Raw genomic sequence first — 20719 nt, 5'->3', positions numbered from 1 at the left:
CTGTGGCCATCAGCGACGACGATCTCGCGCGCCTCGGCCGCTGCGTAGAGCTGGCGCGTGCAGCGCTGGAAGACGGCGACGAGCCGTTCGGCTCGGTTCTGGTCGACGGGGCAGGCCGCACGCTGTTCGAGGACCGTAACCGCGTCAAAGACGGCGACCGTACGCGCCATCCGGAGTTCGCGATCGCCCGCTGGGCTGCGGCAAACCTGACCCCCGAAGAACGGGCCGTCGCGACCGTCTACACCTCCGGCGAGCACTGCCCGATGTGTTCAGCGGCCCACGCCTGGGTCGGGCTCGGCCGGATCGTGTACGCCGCGTCGTCGGAGCAGTTGACTCAATGGTTGACCGAATGGGGTGCGCCGCCGGCGCCGGTGGTGTCACTGCCGATCACCACGATCGCCCCGGATGTCGAGGTGGACGGGCCCGCCGGGCAACTCAGTGAGGCGATGAAGACCCTCTATGCGGCGAAGTTCCGGCCATGACGGATTCCTCGCACACCACAGCGGTCCCGGAACCCGGCTGGGTCGAGCACGTCATCTGGTGGCACATCTACCCGCTCGGTTTCGTCGGCGCGCATCCCGCCGACCCGCCCCCGCGTCCGGAGGAGCACCGGCTGGTGCGCATCGTCGACTGGCTGAATCACGCGATCGAACTCGGGACGTCAGGGCTCGCCTTGGGGCCGATCTTCTCGTCACGCACCCACGGTTACGACACCACCGACCACTTCCGCATCGACCCGCGACTCGGCGACGACGACGATTTCGGCACGCTGATCGGAGAGGCGCGCCGGCGCGGGCTTCGGGTCCTGCTCGACGGCGTCTTCAACCATGTCGGAACCGATTTCGCCCACACCGAGTGGCTCCGCGCTCGAGGTGACGGTGTGGACGTGTTCGAGGGACACGGCGACCTCGTGGCGCTCGACCATGACAACCCGGCGGTAGCCGACTACGTCGTCGACGTGATGACGCACTGGCTGCGGCGTGGCGCCGACGGGTGGCGCCTCGACGCCGCCTACGCGGTCGCCGACCGGTTCTGGGCCCGGGTGCTCCCGCGCGTTCGCGAACAGTTTCCTGACGCGTATTTTCTCGCCGAGATCATCCACGGCGACTATGGGCAGCGGGTGCGCTCGTCGGGTTTTGACTCGGTGACCCAGTACGAACTGTGGAAGGCGGCGTGGAGCGCGCTCAACGACGGCAACTTCCACGAGCTGGACTGGGCGCTTTCGCGGCACAACGACTTTCTGGACACGTTCGTTCCGACGACGTTCGTCGGTAACCACGATGTCACCCGGATCGCCAGCCGACTCGACGACATCCGCCACCTCGAGCACGCGTTGGTGCTGCAGATGACGACCGGCGGCACGCCCAGCGTCTACGCCGGAGATGAATTTGCCTACCGCGGAGTCAAAGAGGAACGCTTCGGCGGTGACGACGCGGTGCGGCCCGAGTTCACGACTCCCCCTGTCGACGTCGACGAACACGGTGCCGACGTGTTCCGGTTGCACAAGTTCTTGATCGGATTGCGCCGACGCCACGCGTGGTTACACACGGCGCGTACGTCGCCGCTGCTGCTGACCAACCGCCAGTACGTCTACCTGAGCCGCGCGGGGTCCGAATCGCTGATCGTCGCGCTCAACATCGCCGACGACCCGCTCGCGATCTCATTGCCCCATCTGGGTTTCGATCGGGGTGAAGTCCTCGCCGGCTCCGGTGCGCCGCCGTCTGAGGTCGTCACCACGTACGAGGTCGGGCCGCACGGCTGGCTGATCATCGCTCCGCGCTGAGCAGCTCGAGGGTCAGCGGATCGGGTTCGCCGTCGTAGTACTTCGTCAGTACACGGTCGAAGACCGCCTCGTCATCGGGATCGGCGGCGGCGCGGCTGAACAACGTCATCGACGATCGCACCTTGAGGTTGTCCGGCCACCCGAACAGGTTGTCGGCCGACGACTGCTGGCTGCGCGCCACCAGGTCGGCACACTCCCGCAGTCGCGGGCCGAGCACATCGTGGTCGAGATAGGCCCGGGCTTCGGCGAGCGAGCCGATCCCGTACCGCTGCGCCGCCGGGCTCCTCCCGAGCCCACGTAACTGGGGGAACACGAACCAAATCCAATGGCTGCGTTTGCGGCCGGCGCGCAGTTCGTCGAGCACCGTGTCGTACACGCCATCCTGGGCATCGACGAAGCGCTGCAGGTCGAAGGGGTCGCCGGACGGCGATCTGTCTTTAGACATCTCATCGGCCAGTCTGACAAGCTAACCTGTGCGATTCAATGACGACTATCAGCGGCAGGCCGACAGGGGCGCCATCGTGACGCGCCGCCGCATCCCCCGTCCGCGGGAACTGGCGCCGCTGCTGCAGTTCAAAAAGCCCCAGCCGAACGCGACGCAGCGCAGGCTTGCGGCGGCCCTGACGATCGAGGACCTGCGTCGGATCGCCAAGAGACGGACCCCGAAGGCGGCGTTCGACTACACCGACGGCGCCGCCGAGGAGGAGCTGTCGCTGGCTCGTGCACGACAGGCATTCCGCGACATCGAATTTCACCCCACGATCCTGCGTGACGTGTCGAGCGTCGACACCAGCGCGACAGTTCTCGGCGGGCATGTCGCTCAGCCGTTCGGCATCGCGCCCACCGGCTTCACCCGGCTCATGCACACCGAGGGCGAGATCGCGGGCGCCCGTGCCGCCGCGCGCGCCGGTATCCCGTTTTCACTCTCGACGCTGGGTACCACCTCGATCGAAGACGTCAAGCGAGCAAACCCGCACGGCCGCAACTGGTTTCAGCTGTACATGTGGAAGAACCGCGACCGGTCGATGGCGCTGGTCGAACGGGCCGCCGCGGCCGATTACGACACGCTGCTCGTCACGGTCGACGTACCGGTCGCGGGAGCCCGCCACCGCGACACGCGCAACGGCATGTCCATCCCGCCGACGCTGACGCTTCGCACGGTGCTCGACGCCGTCCCCCACCCGCGGTGGTGGTTCGATCTGCTCACCACCGAACCGTTGTCTTTTGCCTCGCTGGACCGGTGGCCGGGCACCGTGGCCGAGTATCTCGACACGATGTTCGACCCCACGGTGAACTTCGACGATCTGGCCTGGATCAAGAAGCAGTGGCCGAACAAATTGGTGGTCAAGGGAATTCAGACGCTCGACGACGCCAGGGCCGTCGCCGAACTGGGCGTGGACGGCATTGTGCTGTCCAATCACGGTGGCCGTCAACTCGACCGCGCGCCGGTGCCGTTCCATCTCCTGCCGAGCGTCGCCGCCGAACTCGGCGACACCACCGAGATTTTGCTGGACACCGGGGTGATGTCGGGCGCGGACGTCGTCGCGGCCATCGCACTGGGCGCGCGATTCGTGCTCGTGGGCCGGGCCTATCTCTACGGACTCATGGCCGGCGGGGAGGCGGGGGTCGACCGGGCCGTCGAGATCCTTTCGCAGCAGGTCAGCCGCACGATGCGGCTGTTGGGGGTGACATCGTTGAGCGAGCTCGGCCCGCGGCACGTCACCCAGCTGCACCGGCTGCGGCCCCGTGCGGCGGGCACGTCGCGCAATTCCTCTTGAGCCACTTCGACCACACTGGTCACACCGGGTTTTTGGCTGTCCTCGAGTCCGCGCTGAGTTGCAATCGTTAGCCAACCGCGATGTGGCAACCGCATGTCGGGGCGACAGTGCAGGCGCGAGTACGTGTTTCATTACCCACGCACAGCAAACGGCGATTGCTTGTGGAAGCGATGAAAGGTGGGTTGGTTGCCGTTATGAAGATTCTGGAGAGGTGCCGGGGTACCGGTACGAAACTGTTTCGCCGAATGGCGGTGGTGGCGTTCGCGGTTGCGGCGCTGCCCGGGCTGATCGGCTTTGCGGGGGGTTCGGCCACTGCCGGGGCGTTCTCTCGGCCCGGGCTGCCCGTCGAGTATCTGGACGTGTTCTCCCCCGCGATGAACCGCAATATCCGGGTCCAGTTCCAGGGCGGCGGGCCGCACGCGGTGTATCTGCTCGACGGTCTGCGCGCCCAGGACGACTTCAACGGCTGGGACATCAACACCCCGGCCTTCGAGTGGTACTACCAGTCCGGGCTCTCGGTGGTCATGCCGGTCGGCGGGCAGTCCAGCTTCTACACCGACTGGTACCAGCCGTCGCGGGGTAACGGCCAGGACTACACCTACAAGTGGGAGACATTCCTGACCCAAGAGCTCCCGGCGTGGTTGGAAGCCAACAAGGGTGTGTCGCAGAACGGCAATGCCGTGGTCGGTATTTCGATGGCGGGCAGCACCGCGCTGACGTACGCGATCTACCACCCTCAGAAGTTCATCTACGCGGCCTCGCTGTCGGGCTTCCTCAATCCGTCCGAGGGCTGGTGGCCGATGCTGATCGGTCTCGCGATGCAAGACGCGGGCGGGTACAACGCCGAGAGCATGTGGGGTCCGTCGTCGGATCCGGCGTGGAAGCGCAACGACCCGATGGTCAACATCAACCAGCTGGTGGCCAACAACACGCGCATCTGGATCTACTGCGGCACCGGTACGCCGTCGGATCTCGATGGCGGCACGGCCGGCCAGAACCTGATGGCGGCGCAGTTCCTCGAAGGCTTCACGTTGCGGACCAACGTCACCTTCAAGGACAACTATGTCGCCGCGGGTGGCAACAACGGTGTGTTCAACTTCCCGCCACAGGGGACACACAGCTGGGGCTACTGGGGTCAGCAGCTGGAGATGATGAAGCCTGACATCCAGCGAGTGCTGGGAGCACAGGCCAGTGCCTGACGGCACCGCCTAGATCCACCCACAACAGGGAGCCTGCCGTTTCCCCCGAACGGCAGGCTTCCTGCCGTTCGGGGTAGCTACGAACGCCGCCCGACGCATGCGGGAACAAATCAGCCCATCTAAAGGTTGAGCGCAACAGACTCAAACTTTGGAGGATTGATGGCTGAAGCCAAGACAGTTCCGGTCTTGTTCTCGAGCGAGTCGATCGTGCTGCCGGGGATGGTTGTGCCGATCGAGCTCGACGAGGCCGCGCGCGCCGCTATCGACGCCGCCCGCGCCAGCGAGTCCGGAGAACTGCTGATCGCTCCCCGCCTCGGGGATCGCTACCCCTCGTACGGCGTGCTGGCCTCGATCGTGCAGGTCGGGCGGATGGTCGGCGGCCCCGCCGCGGTCGTGCGGGGCGAGAGCCGCGCGCACATCGGCGCCGGCGCCACCGGGCCCGGCGCTGCACTGTGGGTCGAGGTCACGGTGGTCGACGAGACCGAAGCGACCGAGGAGACCTTCACGCTCGCGGCCGAGTACAAGAAGCTGCTGCTGGCGATGCTGCAGCGCCGCGAGGCCTGGCAGATCATCGATTTCGTCAACCAGCTCTCCGATCCGTCGGCGCTGGCCGACACAGCCGGGTATGCGTCCTACCTGACCCAGGTGCAGAAGCGCCAGCTGCTCGAAACGCCGGACGTGGCCGAGCGGTTGCGTGCGCTGATCGAGTGGACGGGTGCTCAGCTGGCCGAGGTCGAGGTCAGCGAGAAGATCGCCGAAGACGTGCGCGAGGGCATGGAGAAGACGCAGAAGGAATTCCTGCTGCGCCAGCAGCTCAATGCCATCCGCAAGGAACTCGGCGAGGGCGAACCCGACGGCTCCGATGACTATCGCGGTCGCGTCGAGGCCGCGAACCTGCCGGAGAAGGTGCGCGAGGCCGCGCTGCGCGAGGTCGGCAAGCTCGAGCGTGCGAGTGATCAGAGCCCGGAGAGCGGTTGGATCCGCACCTGGTTGGACACCGTGCTCGACCTGCCGTGGAACGTCCACACCGAGGACTCCGCCGACCTGAAGACGGCGCGGGCGATCCTGGACGCCGACCACCACGGCCTCGAGGACGTCAAGGACCGCATCGTCGAGTACCTGGCCGTGCGGGCGCGCCGGGCCCAACGAGGGTTGCAGGTCGTGGGCGGTCGCGGTTCCGGTGCGGTGATGGCACTGGCCGGCCCGCCCGGTGTCGGCAAGACCTCGCTGGGTGAGAGCGTCGCTCGGGCGTTGGGGCGCAAGTTCGTTCGCGTCGCCCTCGGCGGCGTGCGCGACGAGGCCGAGATCCGCGGTCACCGCCGCACCTACGTCGGCGCGTTGCCGGGTCGCATCGTGCGGGCCATCGGCGAGGCGGGTTCGATGAACCCCGTCGTGCTGCTCGACGAGATCGACAAGGTCGGCTCCGACTTCCGCGGTGACCCCGCGGCAGCGCTGCTCGAGGTCCTGGACCCCGCGCAGAACCACACGTTCCGCGACCACTACCTGGACCTCGACCTGGACCTGTCGGACGTGGTGTTCCTGGCGACGGCCAACGTCATCGAGAACATCCCGTCCGCCCTGCTGGACCGCATGGAACTGGTGCAGATCGACGGCTACACCGAAGACGACAAGGTCGCCATCGCCCGCGACTTCCTGCTGCCCCGACAGCGCGAGCGGGCGGCGCTGACCGAGGACGAGGTGACCGTGACCGAGGCAGCGCTACGCAAGATCGCCGCCGACTACACCCGCGAGCCGGGGGTGCGTCAGTTCGAGCGGCTGCTGGCCAAGGCGCTGCGCAAGGTGACGACGAAGCTGGCTTCCGGCGACATCGCCGGCGTCACGATCGACGAGCCGGATCTCGTTGACTACCTTGGGCGTCCGCGCTTCCTGCCGGAGTCGGCCGAACGCACGGCGGTGCCGGGGGTGGCCACCGGGCTGGCGGTCACCGGCCTCGGCGGCGATGTGCTCTACATCGAGGCCGGCGCGACCGACGGTGAGCCCGGGCTGCAGCTGACCGGGCAATTGGGCGAGGTCATGAAGGAGTCAGCGCAGATCGCGCTGTCCTACGTGCGCTCGCACGCCGAGCAGTTGGGCGTCGACCCCAAGGCGCTGGACCGCCGGATCCACGTGCACGTTCCCGCGGGCGCCGTGCCGAAGGACGGTCCGTCGGCGGGTGTGACGATGGTGACCGCGTTGGTGTCGATGGCCACCGGCCGGCAGGTTCGTGCGGACGTCGGGATGACCGGTGAGGTCACGTTGAACGGCCGGGTGTTGCCCATCGGCGGCGTCAAGCAGAAGCTGCTGGCAGCGCAACGGGCCGGACTCTCAACGGTTTTCATCCCGCAGCGCAACGAGCCCGACCTGGATGACGTCCCGGCCGACGTGCTCGACTCGCTGGAGGTCAAGCCGATGACCGATGTCGCGGACATCGTCGCGCAGTCGCTGCAGCCCGCAGAGATGGCGGCCACCGCGGCCGCCTGACGGCGAGATTGCACTCAGGGTCGTGGTCTGGCAACGGATCACGACCCTGAGCGCTACCGTCGTGGCGTGGCATACGACGAGGACCTCGCTCACCGCGTCCGCGAACTGCTCAGCGGTGAACAAGGCGTCGAGGAGAAGCCGATGTTCGGCGGGTTGGCGTTTCTGGTCGACGGCAACATGGCGGTGGTGGTCAGCGGTCAAGGCGGGTTGATGGTGCGGGTGCGGCCCGAGGAGACCGCGAAGTTGTTGTCGCGCGAACACGTCGCACCGATGGTGATGCGGGGCAGGCAGATGCGCGGATGGTTGCGGGTGTCCAGCGCCGGGCTCGAAACCAAGCGCCAACTGCGACCGTGGGTCAGCCGTGGGATGGACTATGCGAGGAGTTTGCCCCCCAAAGAGCGCGGGTACGCGAGCCGACGTGGACGCCGCAGCTCCTGAGAAGCCGGTCAAACGCCTCGCCGAGGACGCGCGCAAGCTGGGATTGCCAAGCGACAGCGATGAATTCGCCGCGGGGGCCCCGGCTGGGTGTGCAATGCTCTGCTCCGCCCTGGTGAAGGTGTCGCTCGACGACGAGCTGCGCGAGACAGTGTCGGCGCGGGGATGAAGCGGTGGTGATCCGGATCGGCACGTCCGGATGGTCCTACGACCACTGGAAGGATGTGCTGTATCCCGCGGGCATGCCGGCGGCCAAACGATTGGCCCGCTACGTCGAGGAATTCGACACCGTCGAACTGAACGCCAGCTTCTACCGCTGGCCGAAGGACAGCGCGTTCGCCGGCTGGCGGCAGCGGCTGCCAGACGGGTTCACGATGTCGGTCAAGGCCCAGCGCGGCCTGACGCACTACCGGCGCCTGCGCGAACCGGAGCCCTGGGTCGAGCGCTTCGACCGGTGCTGGAAACTGTTGGGCGACCGCAGTGAAGCCCTATTGGTCCAATTGCATCCGGAGCTCGAGCGCGACGATGCCCGCCTGGAGCACTTCCTTAAGCTGATGCCAGATCGGATTCCGGTGGCCATGGAGTTGCGGCATTCCTCCTGGGACGACCCCGCCGTCTACGCTCTGCTGGAGCGGCACGGCGCCGCGTATGTGGTGATGAGCGGGGCGGGTTTGCGTTGTGTGCCGCGGGCGACCAGCGAACTGGTCTACATCCGGATGCACGGTCCCGACCAGAATTCGATGTACGCGGGGTCCTACCCCGACGACGAGTTGCGGCTCTGGGCCGAGCGGATCGCGGCGTGGGAAAGCGAAGGCAAGCGGATCCTGGTCTATTTCAACAACGACCTGGGTGGGCACGCGGTGTGGAACGCGCAGACGCTCAAGGCGATGCTCGCCCCCTGAACCGCCACCCCGCCGCGCGGACGAAATCGGTGTTCCGGCACGCTTGGGTGCCGAGATGCGAGTTGTATGTCTGATGTCGGCGGCCGCGATCCTGATCGCGGGCTGCTCGGCCGAGCGGATCGTCACCACCGATGAACCGTTCGTGGCGACACCGACCTCCACGACCACGGAACCGCCCCCAGCGCCGAACAGTGCGCACCTGATCGACGCATTCGACTACGTCGCGCATCCGGCAGGGTCGGCTGTGTACTACTTCACCACCCCGAGTGGACGCTGGGCGTGCGCCATCGTGCCGCGTGACAAGGCCGGCTGCCAATCGGCCACCGCCCCGCAGTCCGAGATGAACATCACCGGCGAACCCGACACGGTGCGCAACGCCGCCGGCGAGCAGGTCGCACCGAACGCGGTCGTGATCGAGCGCGACGATGATCCCCGCTTCGTCGCGCTAGCACACCCCGAGTTCGTCTCCGAGGGCGCCAAGGTGCTTCCGTTCAACCGGATTCTGGCTGTCGCCGGGTTCCGCTGCAATGTCCAGGAGGCTGGTGTCTCGTGCATGAGCGAGGCGACCGGCAAGGGATTCACCTTCTCCCCCGAGGGCTTTGCGCCGAAGTACACCGAGGTGCCCGTCAACGCACCGTAGCGATGAGGAAGGCGGGCCGGCATGAGGATCGACGCCGGGAAAGTAGCCGTCGTCACCGGCGGAACCAGCGGGATCGGTTTCGCGCTCGCCGCGCATCTGGTGCGCCGCGGGGTCGACGTGGTGATCGCCGACATCCGCGAGGAGGCGATACCCGCGGCGGCCGACGCACTGTCCGGCCATTCCGGAGCGGTGACCGGACTGCGCGTCGACGTGCGTGACGCGGCCGATGTCGATGCGCTGGCCGCGCACACCCTGAACCGATTCGGGCGCGTCGATCTGGTGTGCAACAACGCCGGCGTGGTGTGCGAACAGACGCCGGTGTGGGAGCAGCGCATCGAGACGTGGCGGTGGCTGATCGACGTCAAGCTGATGGGGGTCGTGCACGGGGTGAAGGCGTTCACTCCGCTGTTCATCGCGCAACGGTCCGGGCACTTTCTCAACACCGCGTCCGCGGGCGGGCTCATCCCGCTACCCCACCTCGGGCCGTACAACGCGACCATGCACGCCGTCGTCGGGTTGACAGAGACACTCGACATCGAACTGCGTTCAGTGTCAAGTGCTTTGGGTGCTACCGTGCTGTGCCCGGGCATGGTCGACACACCCCTTGGGCCCAACTCGGCGCGGCTGACCCCGCCGGGAGCGGTCAGCGTCCCCAACGACCGCGACGACGACGCGATGCGCGGTGCGATCAGCCCCGCCGTCGTCGCCGATGCCGCGATCGCCGCCGTGGAGGCCGGCCGGGTACATGCCGTCGTCGGGCCGGGCGCGACCCAGGCGGCCCGACGACGCGTCGATGCGCTGCTGGCAGACATCGACTGACTACAGCAAGGCGGCCGTTCCGTCTACAGTAATGCGGCCGTTCCGTCTATAGCAATGCGGCCGTTCCGTCCGAGTTGACCCGGACCTTTGCGCCCGCGATGTCGTCGGCGACGGTCGCCGCCGCGCCCGCCGCATCGGGGATGACCGCCAGTACCCGTGAGTCGTTGGGCGTGCGAACCGCGAGGAACGCCTTCTCCGGAGAGCCCTCGCGGTCGAACGGAGTCGTCCATGTCTCCACGGTGCCGACCCCCGCCCAGTCGACGAGCGCTGTCCGGGTCGGCTCGCGGTCGACCTCCGATTGCACGTCCTCCCAACGGAACTCGTGTGGTGGGGGCTCGGTGCCGTAGACGCCGAAACTGTGCTTGGTGAGGTATCCGCCGTTGGCGGTGATCAACCCCAGCGCTCCGGGAGCGGCGACGAGCCGTTCGGCCATGGTCGCGATCGAGTGGGTCACGTAGTTGTTCCACGGTCCGCCCGCGAAGGTGAGCCCGCCGGTCACGGTCAACGGTCTGGCGGGATCCGCGATCGGGAGGCGAAGTTCGTTGGCGGCGACCTGAACCGCCGAAGGGAAGCACGAGTAGACGTCGACCAGTTGAATATCGTCGATGCCGACCCCGGCCAGCTCCAGGGCGCGCTGCCCCCCGATCCTGATCGCGGGCGACGTGTAGAACTCGGCCCGCTCGCCGATCGTGTAGGTGTCGTGCGAGTCGCTGCCCGAGTACGGGAACACCCAGCGGTCCCGGGGGATCTGCAGGCGCGTGGCCTTCTCGGCCGAGGTGAGTACGAGCACCGCCGCCTGATCGACCATGTTGTTGGAGTTCATCAGCTTCGGGTAGGGCCAGCTGATCATCCGGTTGCTCGGACCGGCCTGCCAGATCTGCTCCGCCGGCAACGCGTCTCGAACCCACGCGTGCGGGTTGGTGGCGGCGACCGCACTGAACTGTGCCCACAGTTCACCGATCCGGCGCCTGTGCTCTTCGTCGGACTCGCCTGCGGCGATCCGTAAGGCCTGCTCGAACATCGGATAGACGTACACGGGCAGGTGCAGGCTTATCTTGATCTCGGCGGGACCGGCCATCGGCACTCCCTCATCGGCGCCTTCGGCCATCGGAACGGACTCGTCCTGGCGCGGCCAGTCGGGCCTGAGACCTTTGGCGCGCAGCCGACTACGGGTGCGCCAGGTTTCGCCGCCTGCGACCAGGACCACCTCGGCGCGCCCGTTCTGGATGTCCCGGCAGGCCTCGTTGACCAGCGACTGCGGTGTGTTACCGCCGACCCCGGTGTAGCGGGTGCTGGCCTCGCCGGCGCGGAGTCGTTGCGCGAGAAGCAATCCCGGGTCGCGATACCGCCACGAGAGGAGGTTGACAACCCGCACTGAGTCGACGGCCTCGAGGACCCTCGGGTCCGCTGCGTTGCGTGCGGCGGTGACCATCAGCTCGATCGGTGACACTTCGGGTCTAAAGTCGCGTTGGTTGACTTGTCCGTAGCCGACCAACACCGGCGTCCTGGGCTCCATCACGGCCTTTCTGGATAAGCGAAGAGCGTGCCGTCGGCGATGAGCCGATCGGTTTCCGCGACCGACAAGTCGAGGATCTGACTGCAGATCTCCCGGGTCTGCTCCCCCGGCATCGGTGCGGGCCTCAGCCGGGCGGGCGGAATCTTCGTGTACGGCGCCGGGCCCGTTTCGGTCAGCATGGGCGCATCGAACAGCGGATGTTCCATGTCGGAGTACAGCTTTCGGAAACGCACCTGCGGGTCGTCGGGCACATCGACGACGCGGTTCATCGGCGCGGCGGCGATACCCGCGTGCTGCAGTGCGCGCGCCACGGCGGTCTTGTCGCGGGCGCTGGTCCATTCCGCGGTGTCGACGCCGCCGGTGACGGAGTCCAACACGGCATGCTCGGTGGCGGATCGCACCGAGATCACGCACCACTCGTCGTCGCCGGCGCACGGGTACACGGCGTGTGACACGGTGTCGTCGACGACGGGCAGGCCGGCCGCGCGTGCGGCCTCGGTGACATAACGCGTCGTGAGTTGACTCACCGCGGCCTCGGACTGTGAGACGTGAACGAGTGCGGGTTCACCGGTGCGGTCGCGGCGGATCAGCGCCGCCAGCGCCGCGATCGCGGTGAGCCGTGCCGACACGTGGTCCGGGAAGATCGTCGTCGCGTCGTAGAAGCCGCCGTCGGATGACGCCCACAACGAGGTGACCCCGGTCGTGGCGCGCACCAGCGGTCCGTAGCCCATCCGCGCGCTCCACGGGCCGGTCGCGCCGAAGGCGCTGCTCTCCGCGAGCACGATGCGGGGATTCAGTTCGCGCAGCCGGTCGTAGGAGAACCCCAGCGACGCAAGCGTTCCCGGCCTGAAGTTGGCGAACACGGCATCAGACCCTGTGACCAGGCGGCAGAACAGGCCGGCGCCGGCGGGGGTCCGCAGGTCGAGCCCCAGGCTCTGCTCGTTGCGGTGGGTCAGGGCCCAGGATCTGCTCATCACCTGACCGGGCGGCGCCTGGCGCAGCCCGTCGGGATAGGCAGCGCTCTCGATCTTGATCACCTCGGCGCCGAGGTCGGCGAACAGCCTGCCGAGCTCGCCCCCGGCGACGATGACGCCGAGGTCGAGTATGCGCATCCCCTCGAAGGGGCGCTTCAACGCGGCCGTGTCGCGCGACGGCGCCACCGATGACGTTGTGGCCCAATCAGGTTCGTCAGCATCATGGGAGGGGGCCAGCCACCTCAGACCGCGATGGTGCCCGTCGACGACGAACGGCCCCACGGGCGCGACCACCTGAGCGCCCGGCGCGAACTCGGCGGTGGTCAGCGCACCGACCGCCTGGAAGTGCTGGGAGGCCAGTGCCTCGGTGGGGGTGAGCACCGCCGCGATGGGAACCCCTCGCACCTGTCCCTCGGCGACAAGGGCGTCCATGGTCTGCGGTGCAACGAAATCGCCGATCAGGGCGTTGAGTTCGCGAGACGCCGCGTACCGCGCGGCGATCGTGTCGAACTTGGGGTCGGCGAACTGCTCGGGCTCACCGAGCCAGGCGCGCATCGCCTGCCACTGACGCGGGGACAGCAGACAGATCCGTACGTGCCCGTCCTTGCAGGCGAAGATCGGATAGATGTTCTGGTTTCGTGGCCTGCCGCGCCAGATCTCGGCGGTCTTCTTGACACCAACAGCCGCCTGACCCTCCGACCCGAACGGCGGGTCCAACGACTGAAGCACCGCCTCGAACCGGGAGAAGTCGATGTAATCGCCAGCGCCGGTGCGTAAGCGGTGGTAGTAGGCGGCCAACGCCGCCCACGCCGCCTGCGCCGCCGCGGTTCCTGATGCCAGTCCGACGGGGGGCAGCACCGGTGTGCCGGCGGTCGGACCGGTACGGGACAGCGCCGTCGACAAACCGTACAACTCCGCGTCGGTGGCCCGCCACGGGGCGTACGGGCCCTCGGTGCCGAAGTCCGTGACCGACAGCACGACCAGGTGGTTGAACTGTTGCGCCAGCGCGGCGCACGATGTCCCGAAATCGCTTGCACCACTGGGGATTCCACTGTCGACGACGATATCGGCGGTGCTCGCCAGGTCCAGAAGTCTCCGGCGGCCATCGGGGGTGTCGGGGTCGAGAACCGCGCACCGCTTGTTCGCGTTGTTCAACCGGAACGGCACGCTCGCTCCGGCCACGGTCGGCAGTGCCTGCCGGTCGGACCGTCCATTCGGCGGCTCGATCTTGAGCACATCGGCTCCGAGGTCGGCGTACAGCCGGCTCACGCCATCGGATTCGGCGCCGCCCAGGTCGAGCACCCGCACCGATGCCAGAAGTGGTTCGCTCATGCCGCCAGTAGGCCCTCGACCCACCGCAGGTGGTCGTCGGTGTCACCCGCCACGTACATCAGGTCGACGAAGGCGTCCGGATAACCGGCGTCGGCCAGCGACCGTACCGCCTCGGCGACCGCATCGATCGGTGTGCCCTCGACGACGTTGATCCGCACATAGGTGTGAATGGCCGCCGGGTCCCGGCCGGCCTCGCGCGCGGCGGCGTCGATCGTGCTGCGCTGCGTCGCGAGGAACTCGGGCCGCACGCCGCCAGGCACCAGCACGGCAGGGAGCCACCCGTCGGCGCGTGCCCCGATGCGCCGCAGGCTCGCCGGGGTGAACCCGCCGAGATAGATCGGCGGACGCGGTTGCTGGACCGGTTTGAGGTCCACCCACGACAACGGGATCGACCACCGCTTGCCGTCGTATTCGACCGGATTCGTGGTCCACAGCCGCTCGAGCGCATCGAGCAGCTCGTCCAGTTGCGCTCCGCGGCCGCGGAACGGTGCGCCGGCGGCCGAGAACTCCTCCGGCGACCATCCGATGCCGAAACCGGGAACGAGCCTGCCCGCGCTGACCACATCGATCGCGGTCAGCTGGCGACCCAGCTGCACCGGCGGGTACCACGGTGCGACGAAGACGCTGCTGCCCAGCAGGACGCGGGACGTCGCGGTGGCCACCACCGCGAGCGCGATGAACGGATCCAGGCCGGCGCGGAACCGCCCGGGGATGGTGTCTTGACCCGCGTAGCCGACGCTGGGGTGCACCGCCGTCAACAGACGGTCTCCCACCCAGAGACTATCCGCGCCGAGGCTTTCGGCGGTGGCGGCGTAGCGCGCGAGGTCGGCTCGCGCGGACTCCCCGAACTGCGGCACCGCGAATCCCAACACGCCAGACAGGCTAATGGGTAGCTTCACGCGCATCGGGTACAGGAGTGGAACCCGTTCACCTGTTACGACCCGTTCACCTGTCCCGACGATGATGAGCCAGATGACTGCCCAGGCCTTGTCTCCCACGCTGTCCGCCGATGAACTCGACCTGATCGACGCTTACTGGCGCGCCGCCAACTATCTGTCCGTCGGCCAGATCTATCTGCTGGACAATCCATTGCTGCGTGAGCCGCTGGCGCCGGAGCACGTCAAGCCCCGATTGCTCGGCCACTGGGGCACGACACCGGGCCTCAATCTGGTCTACGCGCACCTGAACCGTGTCATCCGCGCCCGGGACGTCAGCGTCATTTACATCACCGGCCCCGGGCACGGTGGTCCTGGCCTGGTGGCCAACGCGTATCTGGAAGGCACCTACAGCGAGGTGTACTCGGGCATTTCCGAAGACACCGAGGGGATGCGAAAACTGTTCCGCCAATTCTCCTTTCCCGGCGGCATCCCCAGCCATGTCGCCGCCGAGACCCCCGGTTCGATACACGAGGGCGGCGAGTTGGGCTACGCGCTGGTGCACGCCTACGGCGCGGCGTTCGACAACCCTGACCTGGTGGTCGCCTGTGTCATCGGCGACGGCGAGGCCGAGACCGGTCCGCTGGCAGCGAGTTGGCATTCGAACAAGTTCCTCAACCCGGTAACAGACGGCGCGGTGCTGCCTATCCTGCACCTCAACAGCTACAAGATCGCCAACCCCACGGTCCTCGCGCGGATTCCGCAGGAGGAGCTCGAGTCGCTGATGTTCGGCTACGGCTACCGGCCCATCACGGTGGCGGGTGATGATCCGGCCAACGTGCATCAGCAGCTGGCGACGGCGTTCGACGAGGCCTTCGACCAGATCGCCGCGATCCAGCGCGCCGCACGGCTCGATGGGGAGCGGGGCCGTCCGCTGTGGCCGATGGTGGTGTTGAGGACGCCGAAGGGTTGGACCGGCCCCCGGGAGGTCGACGGCAAGAAGGTCGAGGGCACGTGGCGGTCCCATCAGGTTCCGCTCTCCGGCACCCACACCAACGCCGATCATCGCGCTCAGCTGGAAGCGTGGTTGCGCAGCTACCGTCCCGAGCAGCTGTTCGACGAGGACGGCGCGTTACGACCCGACTTGCGCGCGATCGCCCCGCGCGGGCAACGCCGGATGAGCGCCAACCCGCACGCCAACGGCGGACTCCTGCTCAAGGACTTGGATATGCCGCCGTTCACCGACTACGCGGTGCCGGTCGACGAGCCGGCCTCCGAATCGACCGAGGCCACGCGGGTGCTCGGAACCTTTCTGCGCGACGTCATCGCGCGCAACTCCGACCGGTTCCGGTTGATGGGACCTGACGAGACCGCATCCAACCGATTGTCGGCAACCCTCGAGGCGACCGACAAAACCTGGCTGGCCGAGGTGACCCCCGACGACGAGAACCTCGGTCCGGAGGGCCGGGTGATGGAGGTGTTGTCCGAACATCTCTGCCAAGGCTGGCTCGAGGGTTACCTGTTGACGGGCCGACACGGGCTGTTCAACTGCTACGAGGCGTTCATCCACATCGTCGATTCCATGCTCAACCAGCACGCCAAGTGGCTCAACAGCAGCCGCGAGTTGGCATGGCGGGCGCCGATCGCGTCGCTGAATTACCTTCTGACGTCCCATGTCTGGCGTCAGGACCACAACGGTGCGTCGCACCAGGATCCCGGCTTCATCGACCATGTCGCCAACAAGCGACCGGAGGTCGTCCGGGTGTATCTGCCGCCGGACGCCAACACCTTGCTCTCGGTGGCCGACCACTGCCTGCGCAGCCGCCACTACGTCAACGTGATCGTCGCCGGTAAGCAGCCGGCGCTGAACTACCTGGACATGGATTCCGCGATCGCGCACTGCACCAGAGGTCTCGGCATCTGGCAGTGGGCCAGCAGCACCACGGGCGAACCCGACGTGGTGCTCGCGTGCGCAGGTGACATCCCGACCCTGGAGACCGTCGCGGCCGCCGACATCCTGCGTCGCAGGCTGCCCGAGTTGAAGGTGCGGGTGGTCAACGTCGTCGACATCATGCGGCTACAACCCGACTCGGAGCACCCGCACGGCCTGTCCGAGCGTGAATTCGACTCGATCTTCACCACCGACAAACCGATCATCTTCGCCTACCACGGCTATCCCTGGCTGATCCATCGGCTGACCTACCGGCACGCCAACCATGCGCAGTTGCACGTGCGCGGCTTCAAGGAACGCGGTACCACGACAACCCCGTTCGACATGGTGATGCTCAACGACCTCGACCGGTTCCATCTGGTCATGGATGTGATCGACCGCGTCGAGGGCCTGGGCAGCAGCGTGGCCGGTTTGCGCCAGGAGATGGCCGACGCGCGGCTGGCGGCCCGGCGCTACACCCGCGAGCACGGCGAGGACGATCCGGCGATCTCCGGTTGGACGTGGGACCCGGATTACCAGGCGCCCTCGCTCTCGCAGGACACCCTCAGCGAACACGGCCGCTAAACTGGCTTTTCATGTCCGACCACGCCGCCCTCGCCGAGCGCCCACACCCGCTGGTCGAACAGCTTTCCGCCCTGCACCACTTCCGCACCTACGTCGACATCGCGGTGGTCGTGGTGGTGTTGGCCCTGACGAACCTGATCGCGCACTTCACCACGCCGTGGGCCAGCGTGGCGACGGTGCCGGCCGCGGCGCTGTTGTTGGTGGCGCTGGTGCGCTCCCGCGGCCTGGGGTGGGCCGAACTCGGCCTGAGCCGTGAACACTGGAAGTCCGGGACCGGCTACGCGCTGGGGGCCGCCGGGGTGGTGTTGTCGGTCATCGCGATCGGTGCGCTGCTCCCGTGGACGCGGCCGATGTTCATGAACAACAACTACGCCACGATCTCGGGCGCCCTCATCGCGTCGATGGTCATCATTCCCCTGCAGACCGTGATTCCCGAGGAACTGGCGTTCCGCGGGGTGCTACACGGAGCGCTCGACCGCGCCTGGGGCTGGCGCGGTGTCGCCGCGGCGGGCTCGCTGTTGTTCGGGCTCTGGCACATCACCACTTCGCTGGGCCTGACCGCAAGCAACGTCGGATTCACCCGGATCTTCGGCGGAGGTGTGATGGGCACCGTTGCCGGGGTGACGTTGGCGGTGGTCGCCACCGGCGTCGCGGGCTTCGTCTTCACCTGGCTGCGGCGCCGCAGCGGCAGCCTGATCGCGCCGATCGCGCTGCACTGGTCGCTGAACGGGCTCGGTGCCCTGGCCGCCGCGGTCGTGTGGCATCTGAGCTGACGTCAGAGCCACGTGCCGGTCGAGCGTCAGACGACCAGCACGGCGGCCCCGGAGACGCGGCCGGCGGCCAAATCGCTCAGCGCGACGTCGGCCCGGTCGAGCGGGTATTGCGGGCTGGTCACCTCGATGTGGTGCTCACCGGCGAAAGCCAGGAAGGCCCGGGCATCGGCGCGCGTGTTGGCGGTGACCGACCTGACCTGACGCTCGTGAAAGAGGTGACTCTGGTAGTTCAACGTCGGGATGTCGGAGAGGTGGATGCCGGCGATCGCAAGCGTGCCACCGCGATCGAGCGCTTCGAGTGCCGGCAGGACGAGCTCGCCGACAGGTGCGAACAGGATCGCGGCATCGAGGTCGACGGGCGGACGCTCATCGGCTCCCTGAGCCGATGCCGCCCCCAGGCTCAGTGCGAGTTCACGCGCGGAAGCCCCGCGCGTCATGACGTGAACCTCCGCGCCCTGCGCGATGGCCACCTGGGCGGTCAGGTGTGCGCTGCCACCGAATCCGTATATGCCCAACCGGCCGCCCGGCGGTAGGTCCGCGCGCAGAAGCGCGCGATATCCGATGATCCCGGCGCACAACAGCGGCGCCAGCTCGGCGTCGGAATAGCCGGCGGGCAGCGGATGCGCGTATGCCGCTGGGACCGTTGCGAATTCGGCGTATCCGCCGTCGGCATCCCAGCCCGTGTAACGCGACTCCGGACACAAGTTCTCGTCGCCCCTGACGCAGTACCGGCATCGCCCACAGGTATGTCGCAGCCACGCGATACCGACGCGGTCACCGACGGAGAACTCCGCGTTCGCGTCCTTGCCCACCTCGACGACCTCGCCCACCACCTCGTGCCCCGGTACGACCCCGGGCCGATGCACGGGCAGATCACCTTCAACGACGTGAAGGTCGGTGCGGCACACACCACATGCCCGCACGGCCACCGCAAGCTCACCGGCTCCCGGGCGCGGAATCGCGATGTCCGCGCGCTCCATGGGCCGGGTAGTCACCGGTCCCGGTCGCCGAACCTGCCAGGCGGTCATGGTGGAGGCGCTCATCACTACATGGTCGCCTCGCGGTGACCGACGCACCACCGGGCGGCCGCTTTCGCTGTCATTGAACTCGACGACATCGGCGGCGCCGTCGACGTGGCTCTCGGGCCTCCAGCACTGCCAAAAGAAAGGGCGAGGAATGAAATCAGTTGTCGCTTTGCGATTGGAACGCTGGTAGCGAGCAGTGTTGCTTTCGCCGCCCCGGCCAACGTGGGTTGCCAGTCGGGTTGGACGGCAGCTTTCAGCGTTGCCAGACGGTAGGTTTTTTCGGCTTCGGCGGTAATCTCCCGTGCTTCACGGCTGACGCGAACAACCTCAACGGTCAGCCGCCGTGGGTTGGGTCACTAAGAGCTGACTGCCGCGTCAAATTCCCCTGTCTCTGAGGCGTCTGCAGTCCTAGACTCCCAGAGATAAGGGTCGGGTGACGATCCGAGGGGAGAGCCCGCATGCGAAACATCAATCATCGGTGGGCAGTCACAGTGTCAGTTGCATTCATTCCGCTCGGAGCAGCGGTGGTATCGGCTCCGGGAGTCGCCACGGCGGCGGAGTGCGGAATGGGGACGGTGTACGACACCCTTTCGAATACGTGCGTCGTCGCGCAGTTACCGCCGCCACCAGCACCGCCGCCACCACCGCCTCCGGCATGGAACGGGGATATCACGCCTTACTTCTCCGTGGGAGTGTGCGTACCTATTCCAGTTCCGTTCGCGCCGTCGGTTTGCGCGAGCGTCTAGCACCTGCGGTCCAAGCGGAAGTGGGGGACGCACCTGCGCGGTCAGCGGCTGACGCCGCACTTGCCGTGCGGGGCGTCATGCCGCGGACCCAGCGGACGTCAGGCCGGAGGCGTCATCCCGGGCGCGTTCTCCGGCGCGACCGGAACGGGCACGCCGACCGCGGGACGCGGTTCAGGCCCGTCGGGAGCGGCCGGCGGGGCAGGCGGCGCGGCCGGCGGTGCATTGTCGGCCGGTGGGGCCGCCGGCGCCGCGGGCGGGGTGTACGGCCGGATCGAGTTGGCCAGCGTCACCGCTTCTTCCTTCGGCACAGGGTTGTTCGCGGTGCCGAGCCAGACCACGAACCACCGCTCGGGTGTGCGCTGACCGCGCGGCGTACCGGGTTCGACCGGGTTGCCGACCACGCCGGCCCAGATCTGACCAGTGGGCTTGTTCGTGTCGGTGAAGTTCACCTCGTAGTACGACGCGACGCCCGGCATGCCGTCGGCGTTGAGCTCGACGGTCTCCTGGTTGACCCGGGTGCCGGGGAACGGCATGAAGAACTCGCCCATGTCGGAGGCCAACCGCTGCGCGGCCTTCGTGTTGTCCGTCTCGGCGCCCGCGAAGAGCTTCAGGTCGAGCCGGCCCAGCAGGATGCTGGTGTCGTTGGGAGGCTCGGCGCCTTCGGGGGCGTCTTTGGTCAGCAACACCTGACCGTAGGAAAGCTGGGTCGAATCGGCCACTTTCCACCCCGCCGGCACCACGTAGCTGAGGCCACCGGCCGCTGAGTCGACACGGCCGGGATCGGCGGGCGACGGGGCCGGTGCGGCCGGATCGCCGGGCGCGGGCGCCGGTGCACCAGGCGCCGGCGCGCCGGGTGCGGGAGCAGGAGCGGGCGCCCCTGGTGCCGGAGCGGGTGGGGGCGCTCCCGGCGGCGGTGGCGGCGGAGG

At 67.7% G+C, this 20719-nt stretch carries 17 protein-coding genes; 11 read left to right on the top strand and 6 right to left on the bottom strand.

From position 1 onward, the window contains the following. Positions 1-2: 2 nt before the first annotated feature. Positions 3-482, top strand: coding sequence for a nucleoside deaminase (locus tag AU193_RS03600; RefSeq protein ID WP_064420987.1), 480 nt, complete (start codon positions 3-5; stop codon positions 480-482). Beyond that, complete coding sequence (locus tag AU193_RS03595; protein WP_064420986.1) at positions 479-1783, top strand: alpha-amylase family protein; 1305 nt, start codon at positions 479-481, stop codon at positions 1781-1783. The genes AU193_RS03600 and AU193_RS03595 overlap by 4 nt, the downstream gene beginning before the upstream one ends. Here AU193_RS03595 and AU193_RS03590 read toward each other — a convergent pair. Next, positions 1767-2228: a DUF1810 domain-containing protein gene (locus AU193_RS03590; protein WP_064420985.1), complete on the bottom strand. Its 462-nt coding sequence runs from the start codon at positions 2226-2228 to the stop codon at positions 1767-1769. The genes AU193_RS03595 and AU193_RS03590 overlap by 17 nt on opposite strands. A gap of 73 nt (positions 2229-2301) precedes the next feature. On the opposite strand from AU193_RS03590, the gene AU193_RS03585 reads away from it, so the two are divergent. The 7 genes from AU193_RS03585 to AU193_RS03550 all read left to right on the top strand — a co-directional run bounded on the left by AU193_RS03585 (position 2302) and on the right by AU193_RS03550 (position 10037). Then, on the top strand, positions 2302-3561 hold the full coding sequence (locus AU193_RS03585) for an alpha-hydroxy acid oxidase (RefSeq protein ID WP_156425112.1): 1260 nt from the start codon (positions 2302-2304) through the stop codon (positions 3559-3561). A 194-nt stretch (positions 3562-3755) separates the two neighbouring features. Then, on the top strand, positions 3756-4760 hold the full coding sequence (locus AU193_RS03580) for an esterase family protein (RefSeq protein WP_064420984.1): 1005 nt from the start codon (positions 3756-3758) through the stop codon (positions 4758-4760). A gap of 159 nt (positions 4761-4919) precedes the next feature. Further along, positions 4920-7241, top strand: a complete 2322-nt coding sequence (lon, locus tag AU193_RS03575; protein ID WP_064420983.1) for an endopeptidase La — start codon at positions 4920-4922, stop codon at positions 7239-7241. A gap of 66 nt (positions 7242-7307) precedes the next feature. Further along, on the top strand, positions 7308-7679 hold the full coding sequence (locus AU193_RS03570; protein WP_064420982.1) for a TfoX/Sxy family protein: 372 nt from the start codon (positions 7308-7310) through the stop codon (positions 7677-7679). Between the two features lie 170 nt (positions 7680-7849). Further along, positions 7850-8578, top strand: coding sequence for a DUF72 domain-containing protein (locus tag AU193_RS03560; RefSeq protein ID WP_172798205.1), 729 nt, complete (start codon positions 7850-7852; stop codon positions 8576-8578). Positions 8579-8633: 55 nt separating this feature from the next. Beyond that, positions 8634-9218, top strand: coding sequence for a hypothetical protein (locus tag AU193_RS03555; protein ID WP_064421087.1), 585 nt, complete (start codon positions 8634-8636; stop codon positions 9216-9218). A 21-nt stretch (positions 9219-9239) separates the two neighbouring features. Beyond that, positions 9240-10037 (top strand): SDR family NAD(P)-dependent oxidoreductase, encoded by a 798-nt coding sequence (locus AU193_RS03550; RefSeq protein WP_064420980.1) that lies wholly within the window; start codon positions 9240-9242, stop codon positions 10035-10037. 46 nt (positions 10038-10083) lie between these two features. On the opposite strand, the gene AU193_RS03545 is transcribed toward AU193_RS03550, so the two are convergent. The 3 genes from AU193_RS03545 to AU193_RS03535 are packed head-to-tail and all read right to left on the bottom strand — an operon-like array spanning position 10084 to position 14731. Continuing rightward, positions 10084-11553: an acetyl-CoA acetyltransferase gene (locus tag AU193_RS03545; protein WP_064420979.1), complete on the bottom strand. Its 1470-nt coding sequence runs from the start codon at positions 11551-11553 to the stop codon at positions 10084-10086. After that, entirely contained in the window at positions 11553-13859 is a 2307-nt protein-coding gene (locus AU193_RS03540) for a CoA transferase (RefSeq protein ID WP_064420978.1), read from the bottom strand. Before AU193_RS03540 ends, AU193_RS03545 begins: the two co-directional genes overlap by 1 nt. After that, entirely contained in the window at positions 13856-14731 is an 876-nt protein-coding gene (locus AU193_RS03535; protein ID WP_064420977.1) for a TIGR03619 family F420-dependent LLM class oxidoreductase, read from the bottom strand. The genes AU193_RS03540 and AU193_RS03535 overlap by 4 nt, the downstream gene beginning before the upstream one ends. 100 nt (positions 14732-14831) lie before the next feature. Between AU193_RS03535 and AU193_RS03530 the strand changes: the two genes are divergently transcribed. Further along, positions 14832-17249: a phosphoketolase gene (locus tag AU193_RS03530; RefSeq protein ID WP_064421086.1), complete on the top strand. Its 2418-nt coding sequence runs from the start codon at positions 14832-14834 to the stop codon at positions 17247-17249. 11 nt (positions 17250-17260) lie between these two features. Then, positions 17261-18022 carry a CPBP family intramembrane glutamic endopeptidase gene (locus AU193_RS03525; protein WP_064420976.1) on the top strand — a complete coding sequence of 254 codons (762 nt, stop codon included), beginning with the start codon at positions 17261-17263 and terminating at the stop codon, positions 18020-18022. Positions 18023-18048: 26 nt separating this feature from the next. Here AU193_RS03525 and AU193_RS03520 read toward each other — a convergent pair whose 3' ends face one another. Further along, positions 18049-19065 (bottom strand): zinc-binding alcohol dehydrogenase family protein, encoded by a 1017-nt coding sequence (locus AU193_RS03520; RefSeq protein WP_172798204.1) that lies wholly within the window; start codon positions 19063-19065, stop codon positions 18049-18051. A gap of 826 nt (positions 19066-19891) precedes the next feature. Next, on the bottom strand, positions 19892-20719 hold an 828-nt coding region (locus AU193_RS03515; RefSeq protein WP_064421084.1), incomplete at its 5' end, for an APA family fibronectin-binding glycoprotein.

Source organism: Mycobacterium sp. GA-1285, assembly GCF_001499905.1.
In the GTDB taxonomy this organism is placed as follows: Bacteria; Actinomycetota; Actinomycetes; order Mycobacteriales; family Mycobacteriaceae; genus Mycobacterium.
Note: the sequence above shows the minus strand (reverse complement) of the source record. Positions and strands in the feature narration are given on the sequence as shown.